Below are 23,337 nucleotides of genomic sequence, written 5' to 3'. Positions count from 1 at the left end.
TCAATCGGGTCACCAGGGGTGATCTGATTGTCGAGGGTGCGGTCGTCACGCATCAGCCGAGGCTAGGCAGACCCAAACTCCGATCACCCCGGGTGATCTCGTGGCATTTTTCACGAAAGCGCCCCACCTGCGGGACGCCTCGGCCCTCTCGGGTGAGCCGGGGACGCACCTCGCGCACCGGGCATACCTCGCGGCGGCGTCCGGGCGCCCCCTGGCCGCACGGGAGGGGACGTAGCGTCGACGCCGAGTGCATGATCCCCGGGTTCACCCTTTCGGCCGATAGGCTGGTCCACCTCACGGCCATCGCTGGGCGTCCGACGGTGGAGTTGCGGGGATACGCCCTGATTGCTGATCACGCGGCGGCCCCCCGGAAGCCGCCGGCAGGAATGCATGAGGATGGCGGGTACGTTCCCCGAACGGGTGCCGTCCCCCGCGCGGCGACCCGTACGCACGACCCAGGGAGGTCCACACCGGTGCTCGACCCACACGAGCTCTACGAACTCATCGACGAGCTGCCCGACCTCGGTCAGCCCGTCCTGATCCAGGCCCTCACCGGGTTCGTCGACGCCGGCAGCGCCACCCGACTGGCCAGGGAGCAGCTGCTCACCTCGCTGGACGCCCGCCCGATCGCCCGGTTCGACGTCGACCAGCTCTTCGACTACCGCTCGCGCCGGCCGGTGATGACCTTCGTCGAGGACCACTGGGAGTCGTACGACGCCCCGGCGTTGGAGCTGCACGTGCTGCGCGACGACGACGAGACACCCTTCCTGCTGCTCACCGGCCCGGAGCCGGACCTGCAGTGGGAGCGCTTCGTGGCCGCCGTCGGCGCGCTCACCGCGCGGCTGGACGTCCGGCTCACCGTGGGGCTCAACGCGATCCCGATGGCCGTGCCGCACACCCGCCCCGCCGGGGTGACCGCGCACGCCACCCGGCGCGAGCTGATCGCCGGCTACGAGCCGTGGTTGCAGCGGGTGCAGGTGCCGGGCAGCGTCGGGCACCTGCTGGAGTTCCGCCTCGGCGAGCTGGGCCGCGACGCCCTGGGCTTCGCCGCCCACGTGCCGCACTACGTGGCGCAGACCGAGTACCCGGCCGCCGCCGAGGTGCTGCTCGCCTCCGTGTCCCGCAGCACCGGGCTGCTGCTGCCCCGCGACGGGCTGCGCTCGGCCGCCGAGGTGGTCCGGCTGGAGATCGACCGGCAGGTCGCGCAGACCGACGAGGCCGCCCAGCTGGTGCAGGCCCTCGAGGAGCAGTACGACGCGTTCGCGCGGGGCCGGGGCGAGCGGAGCCTGCTCGCCAAGGAGACGGGGCCGCTGCCGACCGCCGACGAGCTGGGCGCAGAGCTGGAGCGGTTCCTGGCCGAGCAGACCCGCCCGGGCGACACCCCGAACACCTGACGGGCCGCCGGCGCGACACCCCGGGAGCTGACGCGGCGGCGCGGGCGCGGATGGGGCAGGCTGGACCCATGCGCCTGGCGACCTGGAACGTGAACTCGGTGAAGGCCCGCCTGCCCCGGCTGCTGGAGTGGCTGGCCGGCACCGGGCCGGACGTCGTCTGCCTGCAGGAGACGAAGTGCCCGGACGGGGCCTTCCCGGTGGCCGAGGTCGGCGAACTGGGCTACCACGTGGCCAGCCACAGCGACGGCCGGTGGAACGGGGTGGCGATCCTGTCCCGGGTCGGCCTGGCCGACGTGGTGGTGGGGTTCCCGGGCGAGCCGGGGTTCCCCGAGCCGGAGGCCCGGGCCATCTCCGCGACCTGCGACGGGTTGCGGGTCTGGTCGGTGTACGTGCCGAACGGCCGCACGCCGGACGACCCGCACTACGCGTACAAGTTGTCCTGGTTCGCGGCGCTGCGGGACGCCCTGGAGACGGAGTTGGCGAGCGGGGTGCCGCTGGCCGTCTGCGGTGACTTCAACGTCGCCCCGACCGACGCCGACGTCTGGGACCCGGCGGTGTTCACCCACTCCACGCACGTCACCCCGGCCGAGCGGGCGGCCCTCGCGGCGCTGCGCGACCTCGGACTCTCCGACGTGGTGCCCACCCCGATGAAGGGCCCCCACCCGTTCACCTACTGGGACTACCGGGCGGGGATGTTCCACCAGAACAAGGGCATGCGGATCGACCTCGTGTACGCCTCGGCGCCGTTCACGCGGGCGGTCCGCTCGGCGTACGTGGACCGGGAGGCCCGCAAGGGCAAGGGCCCGTCCGACCATGCCCCGATCGTGGTGGACGCCGACCTGGTTCCGGCGGTCGAGTCGTTCTGAGCCCCGACGGCGTGACTAGGGTGGAGCCATGGCAGTCGTGAAGATCAACGCGATCGACGTCCCTCCCGGCGCGGGCGAGGAGTTGGAGAAGCGGTTCGCCGCCCGGGCCGGCGCCGTGGAGAACTCCCCCGGGTTCCTCGGCTTCGAGCTGCTCCGCCCGGTCGCCGGGGAGAACCGCTACTTCGTCTACACGCGGTGGGAGAGCGAGGAGGCCTACCAGGCGTGGGCCGCCGGGCCCTCCCGCGCCGCCCACGCCGGCACGGGCGAACGGCGCCCCCCGGTCGCCTCGGGCGCCAGCCTCCTGGAGTTCGAGGTCGTCCAGCAGGTCCCGCCCCGCCCCTGACCCCGTCCCGGGTGGGTCAGGCGGGGCGGGAGGAGGTCAGGGTGGCGAAGGCGATGATGTTGTCGGCGTAGCCCGTCCCGCCGCCGAGCCAGTCGCCGCCGCAGGTGATGAGGCGCAGACCCGGCGGGCCCTCGTCGCCGTAGACCCGCTCCGCCGGCAGCCGCTCCTTCGGGAAGTGCTCCACCGAGTCGACCCGGAACACCACGACCGAGCGGTCCGCCCGGGTCACCTCGACCGTGTCGCCCGGGCGCAGCCTGTGCAGGTCGTAGAAGACCGACGGGCCCCTCTTGGTGTCCACGTGCCCCACGATGACCGCCGGGCCCGGCTCGCCCGGGGTCGGGCCCCGGTCGTACCAGCCGGTCTCGTCGGCCCGGTCGAGCGGCGGGACGGCGATCGAGCCGTCCCGGGCCTCGCCCACGGGCGCCACCGGCGCGGCCACCTCGATCGAGGGGATCGACAGGCGTACGGGCCGGCTGGCCGACAGGGCGCCGCTCTCGCCGCGGGCCGGACGCGACTCCCCCACGCCGGCGGCCCAGTCGAACGGCCCGGCCGTCCTCCCCAGCCCCGCCCCGGTGGCGAAGACCCCGACCAGCACCAGCACCACGGCCAGCGGCACCGACCAGGGGCGGCGTCCGGGCGGCGGACGCCGGCGGGCCGCTGCGGCGGGCGACTGGGGGGCGGGCGAGGTGGCCATGAGCGGGCTCACCGTCGGGCGGCGTCACGGGCGGAGCGCGGGCGGCGCGCCGCGACCACCGCGAGGACGATGCCGGCCACGGTCAGCGCGAGACCACCGGGAAGCAGCAGCCCGCCGGTGAACCCGCCGTCGCCTCCGCCGAAGCCCGTCGCCGGGCCGCGACTGGGCTTCACCGCCTTGACCACCTGGAGCATGGTCGAGGCGGTCTCCCCGTCGGGGCACTCCAGCTTGACCCGGTAGTTGCCGGGCCGGGTGCGCTCGCGCACCATCGGCGCGGCGGTCAGCAGCCCGAACTGCGGCTGCACCTGCACCCGGCCGAAGGCGTCCGAGACCACGATCGCGGGGATCGAGTTGTCCCGGCAACTGGCCCGGATGCCGACGAGGAAGCCCGGCTGCACGGTGCTCGGGCTGACCTCGACGAAGACGGTGGGCTCCGGCGGCTTCGGCTGCGGCGGGCCCCCCGGCGCGGGCTCCGCCCGCAATCCGGCAACGGGGAGGCCGACGGCGACAGGGAGGCCGACGGCGACAGGGAGGCCGACGGCAGCGGGGAGGCCGGTGGTCGGCGGGGCGGCCCCGGCCGGCCAGGCCGCGAGCAGCGGGCCGGCGAGCGCGGTCGCGATCGCCAGCGCCAGACCGCCGCGGTGCACTGACACGACGCCACCTCCCGGCGCGTTGAGGCAGTGCCGGGCAACACCAGGAGCCCGGTCTGCCGTACGGGATGGATCCTCTCATCCCCGGGCGAACATCACATCCGATCCGGCGCGGTCGTCGCGTACGCTCGGGTCGTTGTGACCTCCATCGACTCTCCCGCCGCCGCGCCCGCGCCGCCCGCCGCCCGGACGATCCGCACCTTCCATCCGCGCCGCGGCCGGATGAGCAGCCGCCAGACGGAGGCGTTGGACCGGCTCTGGCCGGTCCACGGCCTGCTCGTCCCGGACGAGCCCGGCACGCCGGTGGACCTGGCCGGCCTGTTCGGTCGTCGGGCCCCGGTGGTGGTGGAGATCGGGTCCGGGATGGGCGACACCACCGCCGCGATGGCCGCCGCCGACCCGGATCGAGACTATCTGGCGGTCGAGGTGCACACGCCCGGAATCGCCAACCTGCTGGACCTGGTGGACCGGCACGGCCTGCGCAACGTGCGGGTGGCGCAGGGCGACGCGCTGGACCTGGTGGCCGGCCTGCCGGCGGCGTCGCTGGACGCGGTGCACGTCTTCTTCCCGGACCCGTGGCCCAAGTCGCGGCACCACAAGCGGCGGATCATCCAGCCGGCCCACGTCGCGCTGCTGCGCTCCCGGCTGGCGCCCGGCGGCACCCTGCACTGCGCCACCGACTGGGCCGAGTACGCCGAGGCGATGCGGGAGACCCTGGACGCCGACCCGGGGCTGGTCAACGCGCACGACGGCTTCGCCCCCCGCCCGCCACACCGCCCGGTCACCAAGTTCGAACGCCGAGCCCTGACGGCCGGCCGCCCGGTCTTCGACCTGATCTACCGGCGGGCGTGACAGAAGGCCCGGTCACCGTATTCCATGGTGCGGGGTCTCCTTCCCCACGCCCGACGGTCCGGGGCCGGTTGGCGCGCGGGGGCATGATCCAGGCACCATGGGACCCGCTATGACGCTCACCGCCGCGCTGCCGACCAGCGCCGACCCCGACACCCTCTTCGACGCGTTCGCCGGCTGGGCGAAGGAGCGCGGCCTCGACCTCTACCCCCACCAGGAGGAGGCGGTCATCGAGATCGTCTCCGGCGCCAACGTGATCATGAATACGCCGACCGGCTCCGGCAAGAGCCTGGTGGCGATCGCGGCGCACTTCGCGGCCCTGGCCGACGACCGGACCACCTTCTACACCGCCCCGATCAAGGCCCTGGTGTCGGAGAAGTTCTTCGCCCTCTGCGAGGTCTTCGGCGCCGACAACGTCGGCATGCTGACCGGCGACGCCAGCGTCAACGCCGACGCCCCGATCATCTGCTGCACGGCGGAGATCCTGGCCAACCTGGCGCTGCGCGAGGGCGACCGGGCCGACGTCGGCCAGGTGATCATGGACGAGTTCCACTTCTACGCCGAGCCGGACCGCGGCTGGGCGTGGCAGGTGCCGCTGATCGAGCTGCCGCAGGCCCAGTTCGTCCTCATGTCGGCCACGCTCGGCGACACCACCCGCTTCGTCGACGACCTGACCCGGCGCACCGGCCGGCCCACCGCCGTCGTCCGCTCGGCCGAGCGGCCGGTCCCGCTCCTCTTCTCGTACGCGATGACGCCGCTGCACGAGACCCTGGAGGAGTTGCTGGAGACGAAGCAGGCGCCGGTCTACGTCGTGCACTTCACCCAGGCCGCCGCCCTGGAACGCGCCCAGGCCCTGATGAGCGTGAACGTCTGCACCCGGGCCGAGAAGGACATGATCGCCCAGGCCATCGGGAACTTCCGGTTCACCTCCGGCTTCGGCAAGACCCTGTCCCGGCTGGTCCGGCACGGCATCGGCGTGCACCACGCCGGCATGCTGCCCAAGTACCGCCGGCTGGTGGAGACCCTCGCCCAGGCCGGCCTGCTCAAGGTCATCTGCGGCACGGACACCCTCGGCGTCGGGATCAACGTGCCGATCCGCACCGTGCTGTTCACCGGCCTGTCCAAGTACGACGGCGTGCGCACCCGGCTGCTCAAGGCCCGCGAGTTCCACCAGATCGCCGGACGGGCCGGTCGGGCCGGCTTCGACACCATCGGCCGGGTGGTGGTACAGGCCCCGGAGCACGTCATCGACAACGAGAAGGCCCTGGCCAAGGCCGGCGACGACCCGAAGAAGCGGCGCAAGGTGGTGCGCAAGAAGCCACCGGAGGGGTCGATCGGCTGGGGCAAGCCCACCTTCGAGCGCCTGGTCGAGGCCGAGCCCGAGCCGTTGACGTCCAGCTTCCAGGTCAGCCACTCGATGCTGCTCAACGTGATCGGCCGCCCCGGCGACGCGTTCGCGGCGATGCGGCACCTGCTCACCGACAACCACGAGGACCGGGCCGCCCAGCGCCGGCACATCCGGCGCGCCATCGCCATCTACCGGGCGCTGCGCGCCGGCGGGGTGGTCGAGCAGCTCGACGAGCCGGACGAGACCGGACGGCGGGTCCGTCTCACCGTCGACCTCCAGCTCGACTTCGCCCTCAACCAGCCGTTGTCACCGCTGGCCCTCGCGGCGATCGAGCTGCTCGACGTCGAGTCCCCCTCGTACGCCCTCGACGTCCTCTCGGTGATCGAGTCGATCCTCGACGACCCGCGCCAGGTGCTCTCCGCGCAGCAGTTCAAGGCCCGCGGCGAGGCGGTCGCCGCGATGAAGGCCGAGGGGATCGAGTACGAGGCCCGACTCGAACTGCTCGACGAGGTGACCTGGCCCAAGCCCCTCGCGGAGCTGCTGGAGTCGGCGTACGAGATGTACCGGCAGGGCCACCCGTGGGTGGCCGACCACCAGCTCTCCCCCAAGTCCGTGGTGCGGGACATGTACGAGCGGGCGATGACCTTCACGGAGTACGTCCAGTTCTACGGGCTGTCCCGCTCCGAGGGCCTCGTGCTGCGCTACCTCGCGGACGCGTACAAGACGCTGCGGCAGACCGTGCCCGAGGACGCGAAGACCGAGGAGCTGGTCGACCTCATCGAGTGGCTCGGCGAGCTGGTCCGCCAGGTCGACTCCAGCCTGATCGACGAGTGGGAGCGGCTGCGCAACCCCACCGACGCCGCCGAGGCGGCCGAGGCGCTGGACGACCGCGTCCCGGCGGTCACCCGCAACGCCCGCGCCTTCCGGGTGCTGGTGCGCAACGCCCTGTTCCGCCGGGTCGAGCTGGCCGCGCTGCGCCGCTGGCACGACCTCGGCGAACTGGACGCCGCGTCGGGCTGGGACGCCGACGCCTGGGCCGACGCGCTGGAGCCGTACTTCGAGGCGTACGACTCGATCGGGGTGGGGCCGGACGCGCGCGGGCCGGCGCTGCTCATGATCGAACAGGGTCGGGAGAAGTGGAGCGTACGGCAGATCCTGGACGACCCCGAGGGCGACCACGACTGGGGCATCAGCGCCGAGGTCGACCTCGCCGCCTCCGACGAGGCGGGCGCCGCGGTGGTCCGGATCACCTCCGTCGGCCAACTCTAGGTCGTTCCATGGGACCGCCCGGGATGCCCCGGGCGGTGTCCCGTCCGATCGAGGATGACGAGTCACGCCGGTGCGGAGCTGAGGTCCGTCACGTAGACAGGGGCGACCGGACCCGTCCAGGTCTGGTTGGCTGGCTCAGCGGATCTTGCGCGGGCACGGTGCCGATGGTCATTCGGGACGCTGTGCGATGAAGACCATCTCGCGACCTGGCCGATCCGGTGCCTGCCGTACCTCGCTGACGAGATAGCCCGCGCCGGCGAGGGATGCGGCCACCTCGTCGCGGCGACGAAACCGCAGGGTGGAGTCGGACGTCAGCCGCGTGCCGTCCGACGTGAAGACGAACGTCCAGCGGAAGGAGACCAGGTCGCCGCTGACGTCGATCAGGTCGACCCACGTCTCGACCTCGCCAACGCCTGGGATCATCGTGTGCTTGTGCGATCGTTCGTGGTTCCACTCCAACCACGCTTTCGCCGTCGGGTCGCGGGTCTCGAAGACCAGGCGTCCTCCTGGGCGCAGCGCCGCGTGCGCCGCCAGCAGAGTCGAGGCCCAGTCCTCGTCGGTCAGGAAGACCTGGGCGACGTTCGCGGTCATCGTCGCCAGATCCACCTGGAGCGGGGGCAGGTCCACCGCGTAACCGTGCAGCCACCGCACCCGATCGGCACCGGGCTTGGTCCGTGCGACCTCCAACGATGCCGCCGCCGGGTCCACCGCTGTCACGTCCAGGTCCTGGTGGGCGAGCAGACACGCGAAGGTGCCGGTGCCGCAGCCGATATCGAGGACGCTGTGCGCGCCGAACTCCCGGGCCATGGCCGCGTATACGTCCAGGTCACTGCGGTCGGGGTCCAGGGGGTCGTAGACCTCGGCCAGACGGCGCTCCGCGAAGATCGGGTCAGCCACGCGGTCACCGTATCCTCTTGGTCCGGAGTGGACGAGCGAGATCGCGTTGTCCAGGCCGGCAGACAAGTCGGCGGCGTGACCACGGCTTTTGGGGCAACTCTGGGCGTCGGCCGGGTCGGCTACGCTGCGCTGGCTCACTGCCCGGCGATCGTGGTCGGCCGGGTCCCACCCTCCTGTGAAGAGAGACGACGTGAACATTCGACGGTGGGGCGTCGGCGTGCTCGCCGCCACCCTGTTCGTGCCCGGTCTGGCCGCTTGCAAGTCGGACGAACCGGCGCCGGCTGCCGGCGGCCCGGCCGCGTCGGCCGTCCCCTCCGATCCGAAGGAGGCGCTGCTCGCCTCCATGAAGGAGATCGAGAAGGGCAACTTCACCTTCGTCGTGACCAGTGACGGGGACTTCGCCGTAAGCGGCACGGTGCACCTGCCGTCGAAGAGCGCCGAGATGAAGATGGGTGGCCAGGCCACCGAAGACCTCACCATGCAGACGCATTTCGTCCACATCGACGCCGACACCTGGGCCCTGCTCGAGTTCGGTGGCGCGATGGCCGAGATGATCCCCGAGGTCAACGCCCTCAAGGGCAAGTACCAGCATCTCGACCGGTCGAAGATCAAGGACGTCAAGGATCTCCAGTTCGACTTCGTCGATGTCGACCCGGCCGGCACCAAGCCACTCATCGAGGCGATCACCGAGGTCGAGAAGACCGGCGAGGGCGCGTACGCGGGAACGGTTGACGGGTCCAAGGCCACCGACTCGGATTGGTTCGACGCCGACACGCTGAAGGAACTCGGCGGCAAGGCTGGAGCGGTTCCCTTCACCGCGCAGCTCGACGGCCAGGGGCGGCTGAGCAAGATGACCCTTCAGATGCCCGCGTCGGCCACGAGCAAGGCGCAGGAAATCACCGTCACCTACGCCGACTACGGAACCGCCACCCCGGTGCGGAAGCCACCGGCGGACAAGATCGTCGAGGCGTCCGACGACGTCTACGACATGCTCACCTGAGCATCGGTCTGCGGGGACGGGGCGGCGTTCTGCCGCCCCGTCCCGCGTCACACCCAGCTCCTCGTGCCGCTCGGCGGCCATCTCATCGCAAGTTGCTCGGTCACAGACAACCTCGTTCGCCGCCTGGGCGATGTCACACCGGTCGATTAGAATGTATGTACTAATCGAGTTCCTGACCTGGGAGGACGTCCGTGACCACGCCCGCCTCCGGCTCACCCACCCCCTACGCCACCCTGCTCGGCTTCACCCGCTACGTCGACCGCACCGGCCCCACCAAGGCCACCTTCGTCGGGGGCCTGCGCAAGCAGCGGGTCAGCCGCTCCGGCTTCAACCCGCACGGCCAGTTCGTCAAGGCGCTCAAGGCCGACATCGCCTTCCACACCGGCGGCACCCACCTCGACCAGGTGGTCGACGTGGTCAAGCCCCGCTGGCGCCCGCTCTACGAGGCCCTCGTCCCCGGCGCGCGGGCCTGGCTGCACTCCCTCGGCGAGCCGAGGGCCGTCGACCTCGCCCAGACCCGCGACGCGCTCGCCATGCTCGGCGACCTGCCCGTCAAGATCAACCCCCAGTTCGGCGTACGCCACGCCGACGGTCGCGTCGAGGCCGTCCGCCTGCACTTCGACGAGGCCCCGCCCAGCCCGGAGGCGGTGCTCGCCACCCTGCACCTGATGGCCCGGCACATGGACGCGGTGCTCCCGCACGCCGAGCCGGTCCTGGTGGACGTCCGCCGGGGCGAGGCCCACCGCATGCCCGCCGACGCCCGGCCCGAGCAGATCGAGCGTTGGCTGGCCGGCGAGGCGGCCGCCTTCCAGGCGATCTGGGCCACAGCCGCCTGACCCCACCCACCACCCGCCCCCTCGACGGGCCCACCCTGGGCCCCGACGCGCGCCACCTTCCGGAGCCGGCCGACACCGCGCCCGGGAGGTGGCGCGTCGCCGTTCCGGCGGTCCGCCGCGCCCCGGCGACCACCCGGAGGCCACGTCCTTCGGGCGCGATTCGCCCAGGTCGGCGACAGAACGGCGGCGCGGCGACAATCACTTTCCGTGTCAACGGTTGAGCCTTCAACCATCTCCGGGTACGGTGGTCCCCGGCGGTATCCGACAGGCCCGGCGGACCGAGATCCGGGCCGCGAGGCGTTCCGCCCGCCGGTCGCGTCGCGCCCGGCCGTCCGCGACACGGCGCGCGTCGATCCGACCGGCCGTTCGGCAGTCCACCAGCATGAGGAGCAGAACCATGACCCTGCCCACCACCGTCCGTGACGTCGCGATGTTGCTCGCCCGGATCGGCGTCGGCATCGTCTTCTTCGCCCACGGCTGGCAGAAGCTGGTCACCAACGGCGTCGACGGGACCGCCGCCTTCTTCGACCAGGCCGGCGTACCCCTGCCGACCCTGTCCGCGTGGTTCGCCACGGGCGTCGAGCTGCTCGGCGGCGCGGCGCTGCTCCTCGGCGCGGTCGTCCCGATCGCCGGTGTCCTGCTCGCGCTGGACATGCTCGGCGCGTTCATCTTCGTGCACGCCGGCAACGGCCTGTTCGTGGACAAGGGCGGCTACGAGCTCGTCCTCGTCCTCGGCGCGGCGAGCCTGCTGCTGGCGGCGGTCGGGGCCGGCCGGCTCAGCGTCGACCACCTGCTGACCGGCCGCCGCCGGGCCGCCGAACCGGCCCCCGCCGGCCGGGCCTGACCCGCACAACGCAGTGGTGGCCGCACCGGGGACGGTGCGGCCACCACAGGCGGTTGCCCGGCGGACCCGGGCGGACGTCGGTCAGGCGGTGAGGTACTTCGCCAGGTCGTCGAGGATCCGGCTGGCGGCGCCGACGCCGATGCCGGTCATCCAGATCTGGTCGGAGACGACGTGCGCCTTGCCCGCCTTGACCGCCGGCAGGGCCTTCCACAGCGTCCCGCCGGTGACCTTGGCCTGCTCGGCGGCGGCCTTCTCGCCGTACGCGGTCACGAAGATGACGTCACCGTCGACCTCGCCGATGCGCTCCGGGCTCACCCGGTCCATCCGCCGGTCCTCCTTGCCGGTCAGCAGCTGCCGCTCGGGGCGGCCCAGGCCGGTGTCGCCGATCACGATGCCGGAGAACGAGTCCGGCCCGTACACGCGGATCTCGGTCGGCATGAAGCGGACGATGGACACCTTGCGGTCGGCGGCGTCGCCCAGCTTGGCGCCGAACTCCTTGGCCCGGGTCTCGTACGCGGTGAGCAGGTCCTTGGCCTGCTGCTCCTTGCCGAGCGCCTTGCCGTCGAGGAGGAAGTTCTCCTTCCAGGTGGTGCCGACCTTCTCGGTGAACACGGTCGGCGCGATGGCCTTCAGCTCGTCGTAGAACTTCTCCTGGCGGAACTTGCTGCCCAGAATCAGGTCCGGCTTGAGGGCGTTGATGGCCTCCAGGTCGGGCTCGGTGAGCACCCCGACCTCCTTGATGCCGGCGAGCTTCTCCTCGCCGAAGTAGGTCGGCCAGCTCTTCGCCTCGCCCGCGGTGGCGGCGCCGACCGGCGTGACGCCGAGGGACAGCGCGGTGTCGATCTTGTCGGTGTCGAGCACGACGACCCGCTTCGGGTCGGCCGGCACCTTGGTGGTGCCCATGGCGTGGGTGATCTCCCGGGTCTCCCCGGTGGTGGTGCCGGCGACCGGGTCGCTCTCACCGCAGGCGGTGAGGCCGACGCCGAGGGCCAGCGCCGCGGTGAGGGCGGCGGCGAGACGACGCATCAGATTCCTTTCGAGGGGTACGAGCCGGTGCGCGGGGTGAGCGCGTCCTCGGCCGGGGGGCGGGCCGCCGGGGCCGGCGGTCCCGCCGGAGCTGAGCCGACCAGGTCGGCCGCGTCGGACGGCCGGGTCAGCGAGGGGCTGGTGAGCGCGGGCACCACGAGGGGCGCCCCGGTCACCGGGCAGGGCACGACCACGCAGTCGAGCCCGAAGACGTCCCGGACCAGTTCGGCGGTGAGGATCTCCCGGGGCGGCCCGGCGGCCACCACGGCGCCGGACCGCATCGCGACCAGGTGGTCGGCGTACCGGGCGGCCTGGTTGAGGTCGTGCAGCACGGCCACCACCGTCCGGCCCCGCTCGGCGCGCAGCCGGTGCAGCAGGTCCAGCACCTCCACCTGGTGGGCGAGGTCGAGGAAGGTGGTCGGCTCGTCGAGCAGCAGCGCCTCGGTGTCCTGGGCGAGGGTCATGGCGATCCAGACGCGCTGCCGCTGGCCGCCGGAGAGGGTGTCCACGGGCCGGCCGGCCAGCCCGGCCACGTCGGCGAGCGCCATGGCCCGGTCGACGGCGGCGCTGTCCTCCTCCGACCACTGCCGCCACCACCGCTGGTACGGCTGCCGGCCCCGGCCGACCAGGTCGGCGACGGTGACCCCCTCCGGCACCAGCGGACTCTGCGGCAGCACGCCGAGCCGCCGGGCGACCTCGCGGGTCGGCAGGTCCCGGATGGCGGCGCCGTCGAGCAGCACCGCGCCCCGCCGGGGTGTGAGCAGGCGGGCCATGGTGCGCAGCAGGGTGGACTTGCCGCAGGCGTTGGGCCCGACGATCACGGTGAACGCGTCGGCGGGCAGCTCCAGGTCGAGCCCGTCCAGCACCGTCCGCTCGTCGTAGCCGGCGACCAGGTCGCGGGTGGAGAGCATCATGCCTCCTTGCCAGGGTGGGACATCACGAGGGCCGCCGGCGGCCGCGGACCAGCAGGAAGATCAGGTACGGGCCGCCGATGGCGGCGGTCAGCACCCCTGCGGGCAGCTGGGTGGGGGCGAAGAGCCGCCGGCCGGCCAGGTCGGCCAGCACCAGCAGCAGCGCCCCGAGCAGGGCGGCGCAGACCAGCGGGGGGCGCTCCGCGCGGACCAGCCGCCGGGCCAGTTGCGGGGCGACCAGGGCGACGAAGTCGACCGCGCCCACCTGGGCGGTGACCATCGCGGCGGCCAGCACCCCGGTGCCGGCGAGGCCGACCCGGCGGGCCACCGGGCGCAGGCCGATCCCCCGGGCGGTGTCGTCGTCCAGCGCGGTGCTGTTCAGCGCCCAGCCGGCCCAGGCGAGCACCGGCAGGAGCGCGACGAGGGTGGCGGCGATCCAGAGGGCCTCGGTCCAGCCCTTGCCGGCGAGCGTGCCGATCAGCCAGATCTGCGCGCGCAGCCCGTCGATCGGGTCGGCGGTGAGCATGACCACCTCGGTCAGGGCCCGCAGCGCGAAGGCGACCGCCACGCCGGCGAGCACGAACCGCTGGGCGGCCAACCCGTGCCGGGCGCCGAGGACGAACAGCAGCGCGGCGGCGGCCAGGCCACCGGCCAGCGCCGCCGGCGCCACGATCACCGCGGCGGCCCCGCCGGTCAGGGCCACCGTGGCGGCGAGGCCGGCGCCCTGGGTGATGCCGACGACGTCCGGGCTGGCGAGCGGGTTGCGGGCCACGCTCTGGATCAGCGTGCCGGCGACCCCGAAGGCCGCGCCGGCCACCGCGGCCAGCACCAGCCGGGGCAGCCGCAGGTCGAAGACGACCAGGTCGTACGGGGTGCCGGCGCCGGAGAGGGCGCGCAGCACGTCGACCGGGGCGACGTACGGGGTGCCGAGGGAGAGGCTGAGCACCCCGGCGCCCAGCAGCAGCACGACCAGCGTGGCGGCGACCAGCACCGAGCGGCGGCGGATCTGCACGCTGACCGGGCCGACGCGCACCAGCGAGCGCCCGGGCAGCGCGACGACTCCGGCACGGGGGCGGCCCGTCGACCGGTCGGCCGGCTTCCGGGCGGCGGGGCGGGTGGGGGCGGTCACGCCGTCACCACCTTCGCGCGGCGGACCAGCCAGGCCAGCAGCGGGGCGCCGACGAGTGCGGTGACGATGCCCGCCGGCACCTCCCCGGGCGGGGCGACCAGCCGGCCGACGACGTCGGCGCCGAGCAGCAGCGCGGGCCCGAGCAGCGCGGAGACCGCCAGGGTCCAGCGGTGGTCGGCGCCGACCAGGGCGCGGGCCAGGTGCGGCACGGCGAGCCCGACGAAGGCGATCGGACCGGCGGCGGCGACGGCCGCCCCGGTGAGGAGCACGGCGGCGACGCCGCCGCCGAGGCGGACCAGCCCGATCCGGTGCCCGAGGCCCCGGGCCACGTCGTCGCCGAGGGCGAGGGCGTCCAGGCCGCGGGCGACGAGGGCGGCCAGCACCAGCCCGGCGAGCACGAACGGCAGCACCTGGGCGGCCACCGAGACATCCCGCCCGGTGAGCCCGCCGACCACCCAGAACCGGTAGTCCTCGAACGTGCGGGCGTCGATGCTGAGCAGCGCGTACACCACGGAGGCGAGACTGGCGTCGAGGGCCGCGCCGACCAGCGCGAGAGTGACCGGGCTGGCGCCCTCGCGGGCGCGGGTGGCGACGGCGAAGACCAGCAGGCCGGCGAGGAGCGCGCCGCCGATGCCGAACCAGACGTAGCCGGCGAGGCTGCCGACGCCGAACACGGAGATGGCGAGCACCACGCCGAACGACGCGCCGGCGCTGATCCCGAGGATGCGCGGCTCCGCGAGCGGGTTGCGGGTCAGCGCCTGGAAGAGCACCCCGGCGACGGCGAGCGCCAGCCCGACGACGAGGCCGAGGGCGGTGCGCGGCATCCGCAGCTCCCGGACGATGGTGGTGGCCTCGCCGCCGTCCGGGGCGACCAGGGCGCGCCACACCTCGTCGACGGCGAGCGACCGGCTGCCGAGCGCGAAGCTCGCCAGCACGGCCAACAGCAGCGCCAGCGCGGCGGCGACGGCGACCGCCGCCCGGCGACCGCCACGCGCGCGGGGCCGGGTGCCGGCCGGGGCCGGTGGGGTGGCGAGGGTGGTCACGAGTCTCCCGCAAGCTGTGCTTAGGTTCGCCTTACCTTAGACCACCCGGTTAGGGCCGCCTAACCAGCGGTGGTCGATCCGCCGCGCCGCCGCCCGGCGGCACGTCCCGGCCCTACGCTGGAGGGATGCGATTCGACCAGCACACGGTGGTGCTCCTGGTGCGCCCGCCGGACGCCCCGGAGCTGCCGCTGGACGCGGCCGACCGGTTGCAGGACGCCCACCTGGCCCACCAGGCGGGGCTGGTGGACCAGGGTCTCGTCCTGGCGGCAGGGCCCTTCGTGGCGGCCGACGACGACCGGCTGCGCGGGTTCGTCGTGCTCCCGATCAGCCCGGAGGAGGCCCGCGAGCTGTATCACAACGACCCGGCCGTGCGGGCCGGGCAGCTGGCCGTGCAGGTGATGAGCTGGATGGTGCCGGAGGGCAACGTGCGGTTCGAGAGCGTGCCGATCCCCCGGTCGATGCTGGAGGCGGCGGCCGGCGACTGAGCCGTCAGTCCCCGGCGCCCGTGCGGGCCGCCGGCAGCGACGGGCCGTCGAGCTGGTGGTCGGCCCAGACGTAGGTCTCGGGCAGCAGCTCGGCGACCGGCACCACGCGCAGCGCGTCCATCGGCCCGACGATGACCCCGATGGTGGGGAAGTAGTCGCGCAGCACCTGCCGGCAGCGCCCGCAGGGCGCGATCACCCCGCGCCCCCGGTCGCCCACCGCGACGATCGTCTCCAGCTCGGTGACGCCCTGGGTGGCGGCGGCGCCGACCGCGACCACCTCCGCGCAGGGGCCGCCGGTGAAGTGGTAGACGTTCACGCCGGTGAAGACCCGACCGTCGGTGGTCCGCGCCGCGGCGGCGACCGTGTGGTTCTCGCTGCGGCAGCGCAGCTTGGCGACCGCCGTGGCGGCCTGCACCAGGGCCCGGTCGGTGTCCCGCATCGTCATCGCGCATCCCCGTGGTTCGACGTCGGTCGGCGGTCAACTCTAGACCCGCGTCCGCCCGCGCGGGCGGACGCGCGCGGGCGGACCGGTAACCCGGGAGCGGTCCGGCCGCCGGCTGCCTATCCTTGGCGACGACATGCAGAATCCAGCCGCACCCGCCGCGACCGATCCCGCCCGCGAGCTGCACCGCCGCCTCCGTCCCCTGATGTTCCGCGACCAGCGTCGCCTGCAACGGCGGCTGGACGGGGTGCGCAGGCTCAGGGACCCGCAGCGGCGCGACGAGGCGCTCGCCGAGATCGCCGCCGACGTCGCGCGGGCCGAGGCGCGGCTGGAGAGCCGGCGCGCCGCCGTGCCGGTGGTCACCTACCCGGCCCAGCTGCCGGTCAGCGAACGCAAGGACGACATCGCCGCCGCGATCCGCGACCACCAGGTGGTGATCGTGGCCGGCGAGACCGGCTCCGGCAAGACCACCCAGCTGCCCAAGATCTGCCTGGAGCTGGGGCGCGGGATCAACGGGCTGATCGGGCACACCCAGCCGCGCCGGCTGGCCGCGCGTACGGTGGCGGACCGGATCGCCGAGGAGCTCGGCACCGAGCTGGGCGACGTGGTCGGCTACAAGGTGCGCTTCACCGACCAGGTGAGCGACCGGAGCCTGGTAAAGCTGATGACCGACGGCATCCTGCTCGCCGAGTTGCAGACCGACCGGATGCTGCGCCAGTACGACACCCTGATCATCGACGAGGCGCACGAGCGCAGCCTCAACATCGACTTCATCCTCGGCTACCTCCGGCAGCTCCTCCCCCGCCGCCCCGACCTCAAGGTGATCATCACCTCGGCGACCATCGAGACCGAGCGGTTCGCCCGGCACTTCGCCGGGCCGCCCACCGACGACGCGCCGGACGGCGTCCCGGCGCCGGTGGTCGAGGTGTCCGGGCGCACGTACCCGGTCGAGGTGCGCTACCGGCCGCTGGTCGAGGTCGCCGAGGGCGAGGACGACGGGGACGACGAGGAGAACGTCCGGGACCAGATCCAGGCCATCGGCGACGCCGTCGAGGAGCTGGCCGCCGAGGGGCCCGGCGACGTCCTGGTCTTCCTCAGCGGCGAGCGGGAGATCCGGGACACCGCCGACGCGCTGGGCAAGCTGGTGGAGAAGAAGCCGGCGCTGCGCGGCACGGAGATCCTGCCGCTCTACGCCCGGCTCTCCACCGCCGAGCAGCACCGGGTCTTCGCCCCGCACGCCGGGCGCCGGGTGGTGCTCGCGACCAACGTCGCGGAGACCTCGCTCACCGTGCCCGGCATCAAGTACGTGGTGGACCCGGGCACGGCCCGCATCTCCCGCTACAGCAGCCGGCTCAAGGTGCAGCGGCTGCCGATCGAGCCGGTCTCGCAGGCCTCCGCCAACCAGCGCAAGGGGCGCTGCGGGCGCACCTCGGACGGCATCTGCATCCGCCTCTACGACGAGCAGGACTTCCTGTCCCGCCCCGAGTTCACCGACCCCGAGATCCTGCGTACCAACCTCGCCTCGGTCATCCTCCAGATGACCTCGATCGGGCTCGGCGACATCGCCGCGTTCCCGTTCATCGACCCGCCGGACCGGCGCAACATCGCCGACGGCGTCAACCTGCTGCACGAGCTGGGCGCGCTGGACCCGACCGAGACCGACCCGGCGAAGCGGCTCACCCCGCTGGGCCGGCGGCTCGCCCAGCTCCCCGTCGACCCGCGGCTGGCCCGGATGGTCGTCGAGGGTGAGCGCAACGGCTGCGCCACCGAGGTGATGGTGATCGCCGCCGCGCTGTCGATCCAGGATCCCCGCGAACGGCCCGCGGACCGGCAGGCCCAGGCCGACCAGGCGCACGCCCGGTTCACCGACCGCGAGTCGGACTTCGTGACGCTGCTCAACCTGTGGCGGCACCTGCGCGAGCAGCAGCGCGAGCTGTCCTCCAGCGCGTTCCGCCGGATGTGCAAGGCGGAGTTCCTCAACTACCTGCGGGTACGCGAATGGCAGGACATCGTCAGCCAGTTGCGCCAGGTGCTGCGTACCCCCGAAGAGGGGCGACCGGCGCGGGACGCCGACGGCGGCGGCCGGCGCCGGGGCGGCGCGGACCTGCCGGAGGAGATCGACACTCCCAAGGTGCACCAGTCGCTGCTCGCCGGCCTGCTGTCGCACATCGGGCTCAAGGACGCCCAGAAGCACGAGTACCTGGGCGCGCGGGGCGCCAAGTTCGCGCTCTTCCCCGGCTCGGCGCTGTTCAAGAAGCCGCCGCGGTGGGTGATGGCCGCCGAGCTGGTGGAGACCTCCCGGCTCTGGGGCCGGGTGAACGGCCGGGTCGAGCCGGAGTGGGTCGAGCCCCTCGCCCAGCACCTGGTCAAGCGCAGCTACAGCGAGCCGCACTGGGAGAAGAAGCAGGCGGCCGTGATGGCGTACGAGAAGGTGACGCTCTACGGCGTCCCGCTGGTCACCTCACGCAAGGTCAACTTCGGCCGGATCGACCCGGCGCTGTCCCGCGAGCTGTTCATCCGGCACGCCCTGGTGGAGGGCGACTGGCAGACCCACCACCACTTCTGGCGGGACAACCAGCGGCTGCTGGCGGAGATCGAGGAGCTGGAGAACCGGGCCCGCCGCCGCGACATCCTCGTCGACGACCAGACCGTCTTCGACTTCTACGACGCCCGCGTCCCGGCGGACGTGGTCTCCGGGCGGCACTTCGACGCCTGGTGGAAGAAGACCCGCCGCGAGCAGCCGGACCTGCTCACCTTCACCCGGGAGCTGCTGGTCAACGCCGGCCGCGGCGGGGTGGACGAGGCCGACTACCCCGACGAGTGGTCGGCCGACGGGGTGACCCTGCCGCTGACCTACCGGTTCGAGCCGGGCACCGCGACCGACGGCGTGACCGTCGACATCCCGCTGCCGCTGCTCAACCAGGTGCCGGCGGAGAGCTTCGACTGGCAGGTCCCCGGGCTGCGCGAGGAACTGGTGGTCGCGCTGATCCGCTCGCTGCCCAAGGCGGTGCGCCGCAACTTCGTCCCGGTGCCGGACTACGCCCGCGCGGCGCTCGCCGCGATGCCGGCCGGCGAGGAGCCGCTGCTGGACGCGCTGACCCGGCAGTTGCGCCGGATGACCGGCGTCACCGTGCCCCGCGACGCCTGGGACCTCGACCGGCTCCCCGCGCACCTGCGGGTGAGCTTCCGCGTGCTCGACGAGGAGAACAAGCCGGTCGCCGAGGGCAAGGACCTGCCGGCGCTGCAACGCCAGCTCAAGGCGGAGGTACGCCAGGTGGTGGCCGCCGCCGCGCCGGACGTGGCCCGCACCGGGCTGACCGACTGGGGCATCGGCACGCTGCCGCGCACCATCGAGCAGGTCCGGGCCGGGTACGCGGTGACGGCGTACCCGGCGCTGGTGGACGAGGGCGCCACGGTCGGGGTGAAGGTGTTCGACTCGCCGGCCGAGCAGGAGGCCGCACACTGGGCGGGCACCCGGCGACTGCTCCGGCTGACCGTGCCGTCGCCGGCGAGGTTCCTCCAGGGGCGGCTGAGCAACGAGGCGAAGCTGGCCCTGAGCCGCAACCCGCACGGGGGTGTGCAGCAGCTCATCGAGGACGCCGCCGGGGCGGCGATCGACAAGCTGATCGGCGACGCCGGCGGGCCGGCCTGGGACGCCGAGGGCTTCGCCGCCCTGCGCGAGAGGGTCCGCGCCGACCTGGTGGACACCGTGGTCGAGGTGATGGACCGGGTGCGCCGGGTGCTCGCCGCCGCGCACGCGGTGGAGCAGCGGCTCGGCAAGACCCAGAACCTGGCCGTGGTGGCGGCGCTGGCCGACATCCGGGCCCAGCTCACCGGCCTGGTGCACGCCGGCTTCGTCACCGAGACCGGGTACGCGCGCCTTCCCGACCTGCTGCGCTACCTCACGGCGATCGAGCGGCGGCTGGACCGGCTGCCCGGCAACCCGCAGCGCGACAAGCAGCAGCAGGACCGGATCGCGGTGGTGCAGAAGGAATACCAGGACATGCTCGCCGCGCTGCCGCCGAGCCGCCGGCAGTCGGCGGCGGTCCGGCAGATCCGCTGGATGATCGAGGAGCTGCGGGTGAACGTCTTCGCCCAGGCCCTGGGCACCCCGTACCCGGTGTCTGAGCAGCGGATCTACCGCGCGATGGACGACGCCGAGGGCAGGTAGTCCGGGCGCGGGCCGGCGGGGCGGGCCGGCGGGTCAGCGCGCCGACGCGGACGCGCCGCGCAGCACCCGCAGCAGCACCGCCGGGGAGAGCAGCCGCGCCGGCGGGTCGACGAGGTTGAGCACCCGCAGGAACGCCGCGCCCAGCGCCGCGTCCCGGGCCGCCGCGGCGTGCAGCCGGCCGACGTACGCGTTGACCAGGCGCACCCGCGGCGAACGCCGACCGGGCACCTCGGGGAAGCGCAGGTCGGTGCCGACCGCGATGGACCACGGCCCGTCGATCAGGCGACGCGCGCCCCGGAAGAAGCTCCGGGCGAGCCGGTCCGGCCGCCGCCGGACCAGCCGGCGCAGCAACAGCGCCTCCAGCGCGGCCACGGTCATGCCCTGCCCGTAGACCGGGTTGAAGCTGCACAACGCGTCGGCCACCACGAGATAGCCGGCCGGGAAGCGGCGCAGCCGCTCGTAGCGGCGCCGCACGCTGGCCGGGTACCGCATCGTCACCGGTGGGCTCGCCGGCCGCGCCGTACGCAGCAGCTCGGCGATCTGCGGGGCGGCGAGGCGGTCGGCGAAGGCGGCCATCCCCTCGTCGTCGGCCGGCGGCTCCTCGCCGAGCATGCCGCTGAGCGCCACCGCGAACCGGTCCTGTTCCTGCACGGCGACGATGCCGCCCCACGGCTGGCCGGGCACGGCGTTGGTGAGCGCGCCGAGCAGCCCCTCCAGGTGGTGCGGCTCGCGGCGGTAGGTGCGGGTGACGTAGGTGACCCCGATCCGGACCCGGTCCTCGGGCGCCGGCCGGTAGCCCAGCTCGGCCAGCCACACGGGGCTGCGGCTGCCCCGGCCGCCGGCGTCCACCACCAGGTCGGCCTCGACGGTGTGCGGCTCCCCGTCGCGGGGGCGCAGCCGCACACCGGTGACCCGGCGCCGGTCGGCGGTGGTGGTGAGCCCCTCCGCCTCGCAGCCCGCCACGATCCGGACCCCGGGCAGGGCGGCGACCCGCTGCCGGACCACCTGCTCCAGCAGCGGCCGGCTGACCCCGAAGCCGAGCAGCGGCGACGGCGCGCGCCGCATCCGGTGGCCGTCGTTGTACCAGTGGACCTGCTCGTGCAGGTCGACCGTGGGCACGCCGTTCGCGGTCAGCTCGGCGGTGATGCCGGGCAGCAGTTCCTCGAACGCCTGCCGGCCCCGGGCCAGCAGGACGTGCAACTGCCGCCCCTGCGGCACGCCCCGGCGGCTGGCCGCCCGCTCGGGCAGCACGTCGCGGTCGACGAGGGTGACCCGGTCGTACGCCTCGGTGAGTGCGCAGGCGACCAGCAGGCCGCCCATGCTGGCGCCGATCACCACGGCGCTGCCGGTTGCCATGCGGGCAGCCTAGGTCGACCGCCGGCCGGGATTCGCCTTCCGCCTTGCGCACCCGAGGTCGCCTTGCCGACGGGTCGTCCCGGCGGGTCAGAGCGGCTCGACGCCGGGCGGCAGGTCGCCGTTGGTGGTGGCGTCGCGGACGTACTCCAGCAGTATCCGGCGCAGCTCCCGGCCGGCGTGGGTGGGCACCACGTCGCGGCGTCGGGCGACCGCGATGGTCCGCCGGACGCCGGGCGGGGCCAGCCGGGTGACCCGGACGCCCGCCCGGCGGGCCACCACGATCCCGGGCACCAGCGCGACGCCCAGCCCGGCCTCGACGAAGCTCAGCACGGCGTCCATCTCGCCGCCGTCGACCGCGATGGTGGGCTCGAAGCCGGCCTCCCGGCATGCCTGGATGGTGGCGTCGCGCAGGTCGTAGCCCTCCCGGAACATCACCATCGGCTGGTCGCGCAGGTCGCCGACGCGCAGCTGGCCGGCGCCGGGGGCGACCGGCAGCTCCTCCACCGAGGCGACCACCAGGCTCTCCCGCAGGATCGGGTCCGCGCGCAGCCCGGGATCGCTGCCCTGCGCCGGCATGATGATCAGCGCCAGGTCGAGGTCGCCGCGGAGCAGGTCGCGGACCAGGTCCTGCGAGCCGCTCTCCTCCACCCGCAGGTCGACGGTGGGGTGGGCGTCGCGGAACCGGCGCAGCACCGGCGGGGCGAGCGAGGTGGCCAGGCTGGGGGTGGCGCCGAGCCGGACCCGGCCGCGCCGCAGGCCGACCAGCTCCTGCACCTCGCGGGTCGCCGTGTCCACGTCGGCGAGGATCCGCTTGGCCAGCGGAAGCAGCACCTCCCCCGCCGCGGTCAGCGCGATGTTGCCCCTTACCCGCTCGAAGAGGGGGGCGCCGAGGGCGTCCTCCAGGGCGTGAATTTGCTTACTCAAGGAGGGTTGCGTGATGCCCACCAGATCGGCGGCTTGGGTGAAATGTCGGACTTCGGCGACCGCCACGAAGTACTTCAGCTGATGGAGCTGCATCTACATAGCCTATAGCTATCAAGACTGCGAGGTCGATGCATTGGACGACTGATCCATGTGCTCCTAGCGTCGTTCGCGTGGTAGTCACGAGAACACGGTCGCCCATCCGCTCCAACGTCGGCCTCAAGGCCGTCATGGCGGTGACGGGCATCATCCTGGTGCTGTTCCTCATCCTGCACATGCTCGGCAACCTGAAGGTGTTCACGGGGGAGACCTCGTTCGACCACTACGCGCACTGGCTGCGCGACATCGGCAAGCCGCTGCTGCCGGGCGTCTGGTTCCTCTGGATCCAGCGCGGCGCGCTGACCGTCGCCGTCGTGGCGCACATCGCCGCCGCCACCGTCCTGGCCCGGCGCTCCCGCGCCGCCCGCCCGGTCCGGTACGCACACCGCCCGAAGGTCCAGGGCAGCTACGCGGCCCGCACGATGCGCTGGGGCGGGGTGATCATCCTGCTCTTCGTGATCTACCACCTGCTGGACCTGACCACCGGTCACCTGAACCCGGTCGGCGACCCGACGAAGCCGTACGCCAACGTCGTCGCCGACTTCGCGCCGGAGCGCTGGTACGTCACGCTCTTCTACACCCTGGCGATCGTCGCGCTGGGCTTCCACCTGCGGCACGGGGCGTTCAGCGCGTTCCGCAGCCTGGGGCAGCAGACCCCGAAGGGCGAGCGCCGGGCGCGCACCGCCGCGCTGGTCTTCGCCGTCGCGCTCTGCGCCGGCTTCCTGGTGGTCCCGTTCGCCGTACTCACCGGATTGGTGTCCTGA

General features: G+C 73.5%; 21 protein-coding genes. 11 read left to right on the top strand and 10 right to left on the bottom strand.

Going from position 1 to position 23,337, the window contains the following annotated elements; genetic code table 11:
* The first annotated feature begins 473 nt into the window (after positions 1 to 473).
* The 3 genes from ABZ793_RS04935 (at position 474) to ABZ793_RS04925 (ending at position 2,603) form a co-directional block, all read left to right on the top strand.
* A complete protein-coding gene (locus ABZ793_RS04935; RefSeq protein WP_357452016.1) occupies positions 474 to 1,394 on the top strand; it encodes a PAC2 family protein in 921 nt (306 codons plus the stop codon).
* Positions 1,395 to 1,462: 68 nt separating this feature from the next.
* A complete protein-coding gene (locus tag ABZ793_RS04930) occupies positions 1,463 to 2,260 on the top strand; it encodes an exodeoxyribonuclease III (RefSeq protein ID WP_357452013.1) in 798 nt (265 codons plus the stop codon).
* 28 nt (positions 2,261 to 2,288) lie between these two features.
* A complete protein-coding gene (locus tag ABZ793_RS04925) occupies positions 2,289 to 2,603 on the top strand; it encodes an antibiotic biosynthesis monooxygenase (protein ID WP_357452010.1) in 315 nt (104 codons plus the stop codon).
* A 16-nt stretch (positions 2,604 to 2,619) separates the two neighbouring features.
* On the opposite strand, the gene ABZ793_RS04920 is transcribed toward ABZ793_RS04925, so the two are convergent.
* Both ABZ793_RS04920 and ABZ793_RS04915 read right to left on the bottom strand, forming a co-directional pair.
* The gene (locus ABZ793_RS04920) at positions 2,620 to 3,297 is read right to left on the bottom strand and encodes a class F sortase (protein ID WP_357452007.1); all 678 of its coding nucleotides are present in this window, start codon (positions 3,295 to 3,297) and stop codon (positions 2,620 to 2,622) included.
* A gap of 8 nt (positions 3,298 to 3,305) precedes the next feature.
* Positions 3,306 to 3,944 carry a hypothetical protein gene (locus tag ABZ793_RS04915; RefSeq protein ID WP_357452331.1) on the bottom strand — a complete coding sequence of 213 codons (639 nt, stop codon included), beginning with the start codon at positions 3,942 to 3,944 and terminating at the stop codon, positions 3,306 to 3,308.
* 225 nt (positions 3,945 to 4,169) lie between these two features.
* Between ABZ793_RS04915 and trmB the strand changes: the two genes are divergently transcribed.
* Together trmB and ABZ793_RS04905 are read left to right on the top strand one after the other, a co-directional pair.
* A complete protein-coding gene (trmB, locus tag ABZ793_RS04910) occupies positions 4,170 to 4,799 on the top strand; it encodes a tRNA (guanosine(46)-N7)-methyltransferase TrmB (RefSeq protein WP_357452326.1) in 630 nt (209 codons plus the stop codon).
* 109 nt (positions 4,800 to 4,908) lie between these two features.
* Complete coding sequence (locus ABZ793_RS04905; RefSeq protein WP_357452004.1) at positions 4,909 to 7,413, top strand: DUF3516 domain-containing protein; 2,505 nt, start codon at positions 4,909 to 4,911, stop codon at positions 7,411 to 7,413.
* Positions 7,414 to 7,581: 168 nt separating this feature from the next.
* Here ABZ793_RS04905 and ABZ793_RS04900 read toward each other — a convergent pair whose 3' ends face one another.
* Positions 7,582 to 8,310, bottom strand: coding sequence for a class I SAM-dependent methyltransferase (locus ABZ793_RS04900; protein ID WP_357452001.1), 729 nt, complete (start codon positions 8,308 to 8,310; stop codon positions 7,582 to 7,584).
* A 190-nt stretch (positions 8,311 to 8,500) separates the two neighbouring features.
* Here ABZ793_RS04900 and ABZ793_RS04895 point away from each other — a divergent pair, with 190 nt between their 5' ends.
* From ABZ793_RS04895 to ABZ793_RS04885, 3 genes are all read left to right on the top strand, one after another.
* A complete protein-coding gene (locus tag ABZ793_RS04895) occupies positions 8,501 to 9,310 on the top strand; it encodes a hypothetical protein (protein ID WP_357451998.1) in 810 nt (269 codons plus the stop codon).
* A gap of 191 nt (positions 9,311 to 9,501) precedes the next feature.
* A complete protein-coding gene (locus ABZ793_RS04890; protein WP_357451995.1) occupies positions 9,502 to 10,146 on the top strand; it encodes a hypothetical protein in 645 nt (214 codons plus the stop codon).
* Positions 10,147 to 10,543: 397 nt separating this feature from the next.
* On the top strand, positions 10,544 to 10,990 hold the full coding sequence (locus ABZ793_RS04885) for a DoxX family protein (protein ID WP_357451992.1): 447 nt from the start codon (positions 10,544 to 10,546) through the stop codon (positions 10,988 to 10,990).
* Between the two features lie 81 nt (positions 10,991 to 11,071).
* On the opposite strand, the gene ABZ793_RS04880 is transcribed toward ABZ793_RS04885, so the two are convergent.
* Genes ABZ793_RS04880 through ABZ793_RS04865 form a run of 4 tightly spaced genes read right to left on the bottom strand, consistent with a single transcriptional unit; the run spans position 11,072 to position 15,099 of the window.
* Entirely contained in the window at positions 11,072 to 12,016 is a 945-nt protein-coding gene (locus tag ABZ793_RS04880) for an iron-siderophore ABC transporter substrate-binding protein (RefSeq protein ID WP_357451989.1), read from the bottom strand.
* Positions 12,016 to 12,927: an ABC transporter ATP-binding protein gene (locus ABZ793_RS04875; protein ID WP_357451986.1), complete on the bottom strand. Its 912-nt coding sequence runs from the start codon at positions 12,925 to 12,927 to the stop codon at positions 12,016 to 12,018. Before ABZ793_RS04875 ends, ABZ793_RS04880 begins: the two co-directional genes overlap by 1 nt.
* Positions 12,928 to 12,952: 25 nt before the next feature.
* Positions 12,953 to 14,056 (bottom strand): iron ABC transporter permease, encoded by a 1,104-nt coding sequence (locus ABZ793_RS04870; protein WP_357451983.1) that lies wholly within the window; start codon positions 14,054 to 14,056, stop codon positions 12,953 to 12,955.
* Complete coding sequence (locus ABZ793_RS04865; protein ID WP_357451980.1) at positions 14,053 to 15,099, bottom strand: iron ABC transporter permease; 1,047 nt, start codon at positions 15,097 to 15,099, stop codon at positions 14,053 to 14,055. Before ABZ793_RS04865 ends, ABZ793_RS04870 begins: the two co-directional genes overlap by 4 nt.
* A gap of 125 nt (positions 15,100 to 15,224) precedes the next feature.
* Between ABZ793_RS04865 and ABZ793_RS04860 the strand changes: the two genes are divergently transcribed.
* Entirely contained in the window at positions 15,225 to 15,584 is a 360-nt protein-coding gene (locus ABZ793_RS04860) for a YciI family protein (RefSeq protein ID WP_357451977.1), read from the top strand.
* Positions 15,585 to 15,588: 4 nt separating this feature from the next.
* On the opposite strand, the gene ABZ793_RS04855 is transcribed toward ABZ793_RS04860, so the two are convergent.
* Positions 15,589 to 16,029 (bottom strand): cytidine deaminase, encoded by a 441-nt coding sequence (locus ABZ793_RS04855; RefSeq protein ID WP_357451975.1) that lies wholly within the window; start codon positions 16,027 to 16,029, stop codon positions 15,589 to 15,591.
* Positions 16,030 to 16,162: 133 nt separating this feature from the next.
* On the opposite strand from ABZ793_RS04855, the gene hrpA reads away from it, so the two are divergent.
* Positions 16,163 to 20,197: an ATP-dependent RNA helicase HrpA gene (gene hrpA / locus ABZ793_RS04850; protein ID WP_357451972.1), complete on the top strand. Its 4,035-nt coding sequence runs from the start codon at positions 16,163 to 16,165 to the stop codon at positions 20,195 to 20,197.
* Between the two features lie 33 nt (positions 20,198 to 20,230).
* On the opposite strand, the gene ABZ793_RS04845 is transcribed toward hrpA, so the two are convergent.
* Positions 20,231 to 21,553 carry an FAD-dependent monooxygenase gene (locus ABZ793_RS04845; protein ID WP_357451970.1) on the bottom strand — a complete coding sequence of 441 codons (1,323 nt, stop codon included), beginning with the start codon at positions 21,551 to 21,553 and terminating at the stop codon, positions 20,231 to 20,233.
* 87 nt (positions 21,554 to 21,640) lie between these two features.
* A complete protein-coding gene (locus ABZ793_RS04840) occupies positions 21,641 to 22,570 on the bottom strand; it encodes a LysR family transcriptional regulator (RefSeq protein WP_357451968.1) in 930 nt (309 codons plus the stop codon).
* Between the two features lie 77 nt (positions 22,571 to 22,647).
* Here ABZ793_RS04840 and ABZ793_RS04835 point away from each other — a divergent pair, with 77 nt between their 5' ends.
* Positions 22,648 to 23,337, top strand: a complete 690-nt coding sequence (locus ABZ793_RS04835; protein ID WP_357451965.1) for a succinate dehydrogenase cytochrome b subunit — start codon at positions 22,648 to 22,650, stop codon at positions 23,335 to 23,337.

It is taken from the genome of Micromonospora sp. NPDC047465 (genome assembly GCF_040643125.1).
GTDB lineage: Bacteria > Actinomycetota > Actinomycetes > Mycobacteriales > Micromonosporaceae > Micromonospora.
Note: the sequence above shows the minus strand (reverse complement) of the source record. Positions and strands in the feature narration are given on the sequence as shown.

Excerpts from the sequence above, each read along its gene's own strand:
- ABZ793_RS04880 (WP_357451989.1), bottom strand. The coding sequence starts at position 12,016 with ATGCGTCGTCTCGCCGCCGCCCTCACCGCGGCGCTGGCCCTCGGCGTC.
- ABZ793_RS04925 (WP_357452010.1), top strand. The coding sequence starts at position 2,289 with ATGGCAGTCGTGAAGATCAACGCGATCGACGTCCCTCCCGGCGCGGGC.
- trmB (WP_357452326.1), top strand. The coding sequence starts at position 4,170 with ATGAGCAGCCGCCAGACGGAGGCGTTGGACCGGCTCTGGCCGGTCCAC.
- ABZ793_RS04840 (WP_357451968.1), bottom strand. The coding sequence starts at position 22,570 with ATGCAGCTCCATCAGCTGAAGTACTTCGTGGCGGTCGCCGAAGTCCGA.
- hrpA (WP_357451972.1), top strand. The coding sequence starts at position 16,163 with ATGCAGAATCCAGCCGCACCCGCCGCGACCGATCCCGCCCGCGAGCTG.
- ABZ793_RS04885 (WP_357451992.1), top strand. The coding sequence starts at position 10,544 with ATGACCCTGCCCACCACCGTCCGTGACGTCGCGATGTTGCTCGCCCGG.
- ABZ793_RS04905 (WP_357452004.1), top strand. The coding sequence starts at position 4,909 with ATGACGCTCACCGCCGCGCTGCCGACCAGCGCCGACCCCGACACCCTC.
- ABZ793_RS04845 (WP_357451970.1), bottom strand. The coding sequence starts at position 21,553 with ATGGCAACCGGCAGCGCCGTGGTGATCGGCGCCAGCATGGGCGGCCTG.
- ABZ793_RS04920 (WP_357452007.1), bottom strand. The coding sequence starts at position 3,297 with ATGGCCACCTCGCCCGCCCCCCAGTCGCCCGCCGCAGCGGCCCGCCGG.
- ABZ793_RS04930 (WP_357452013.1), top strand. The coding sequence starts at position 1,463 with ATGCGCCTGGCGACCTGGAACGTGAACTCGGTGAAGGCCCGCCTGCCC.
- ABZ793_RS04875 (WP_357451986.1), bottom strand. The coding sequence starts at position 12,927 with ATGCTCTCCACCCGCGACCTGGTCGCCGGCTACGACGAGCGGACGGTG.
- ABZ793_RS04860 (WP_357451977.1), top strand. The coding sequence starts at position 15,225 with ATGCGATTCGACCAGCACACGGTGGTGCTCCTGGTGCGCCCGCCGGAC.
- ABZ793_RS04855 (WP_357451975.1), bottom strand. The coding sequence starts at position 16,029 with ATGACGATGCGGGACACCGACCGGGCCCTGGTGCAGGCCGCCACGGCG.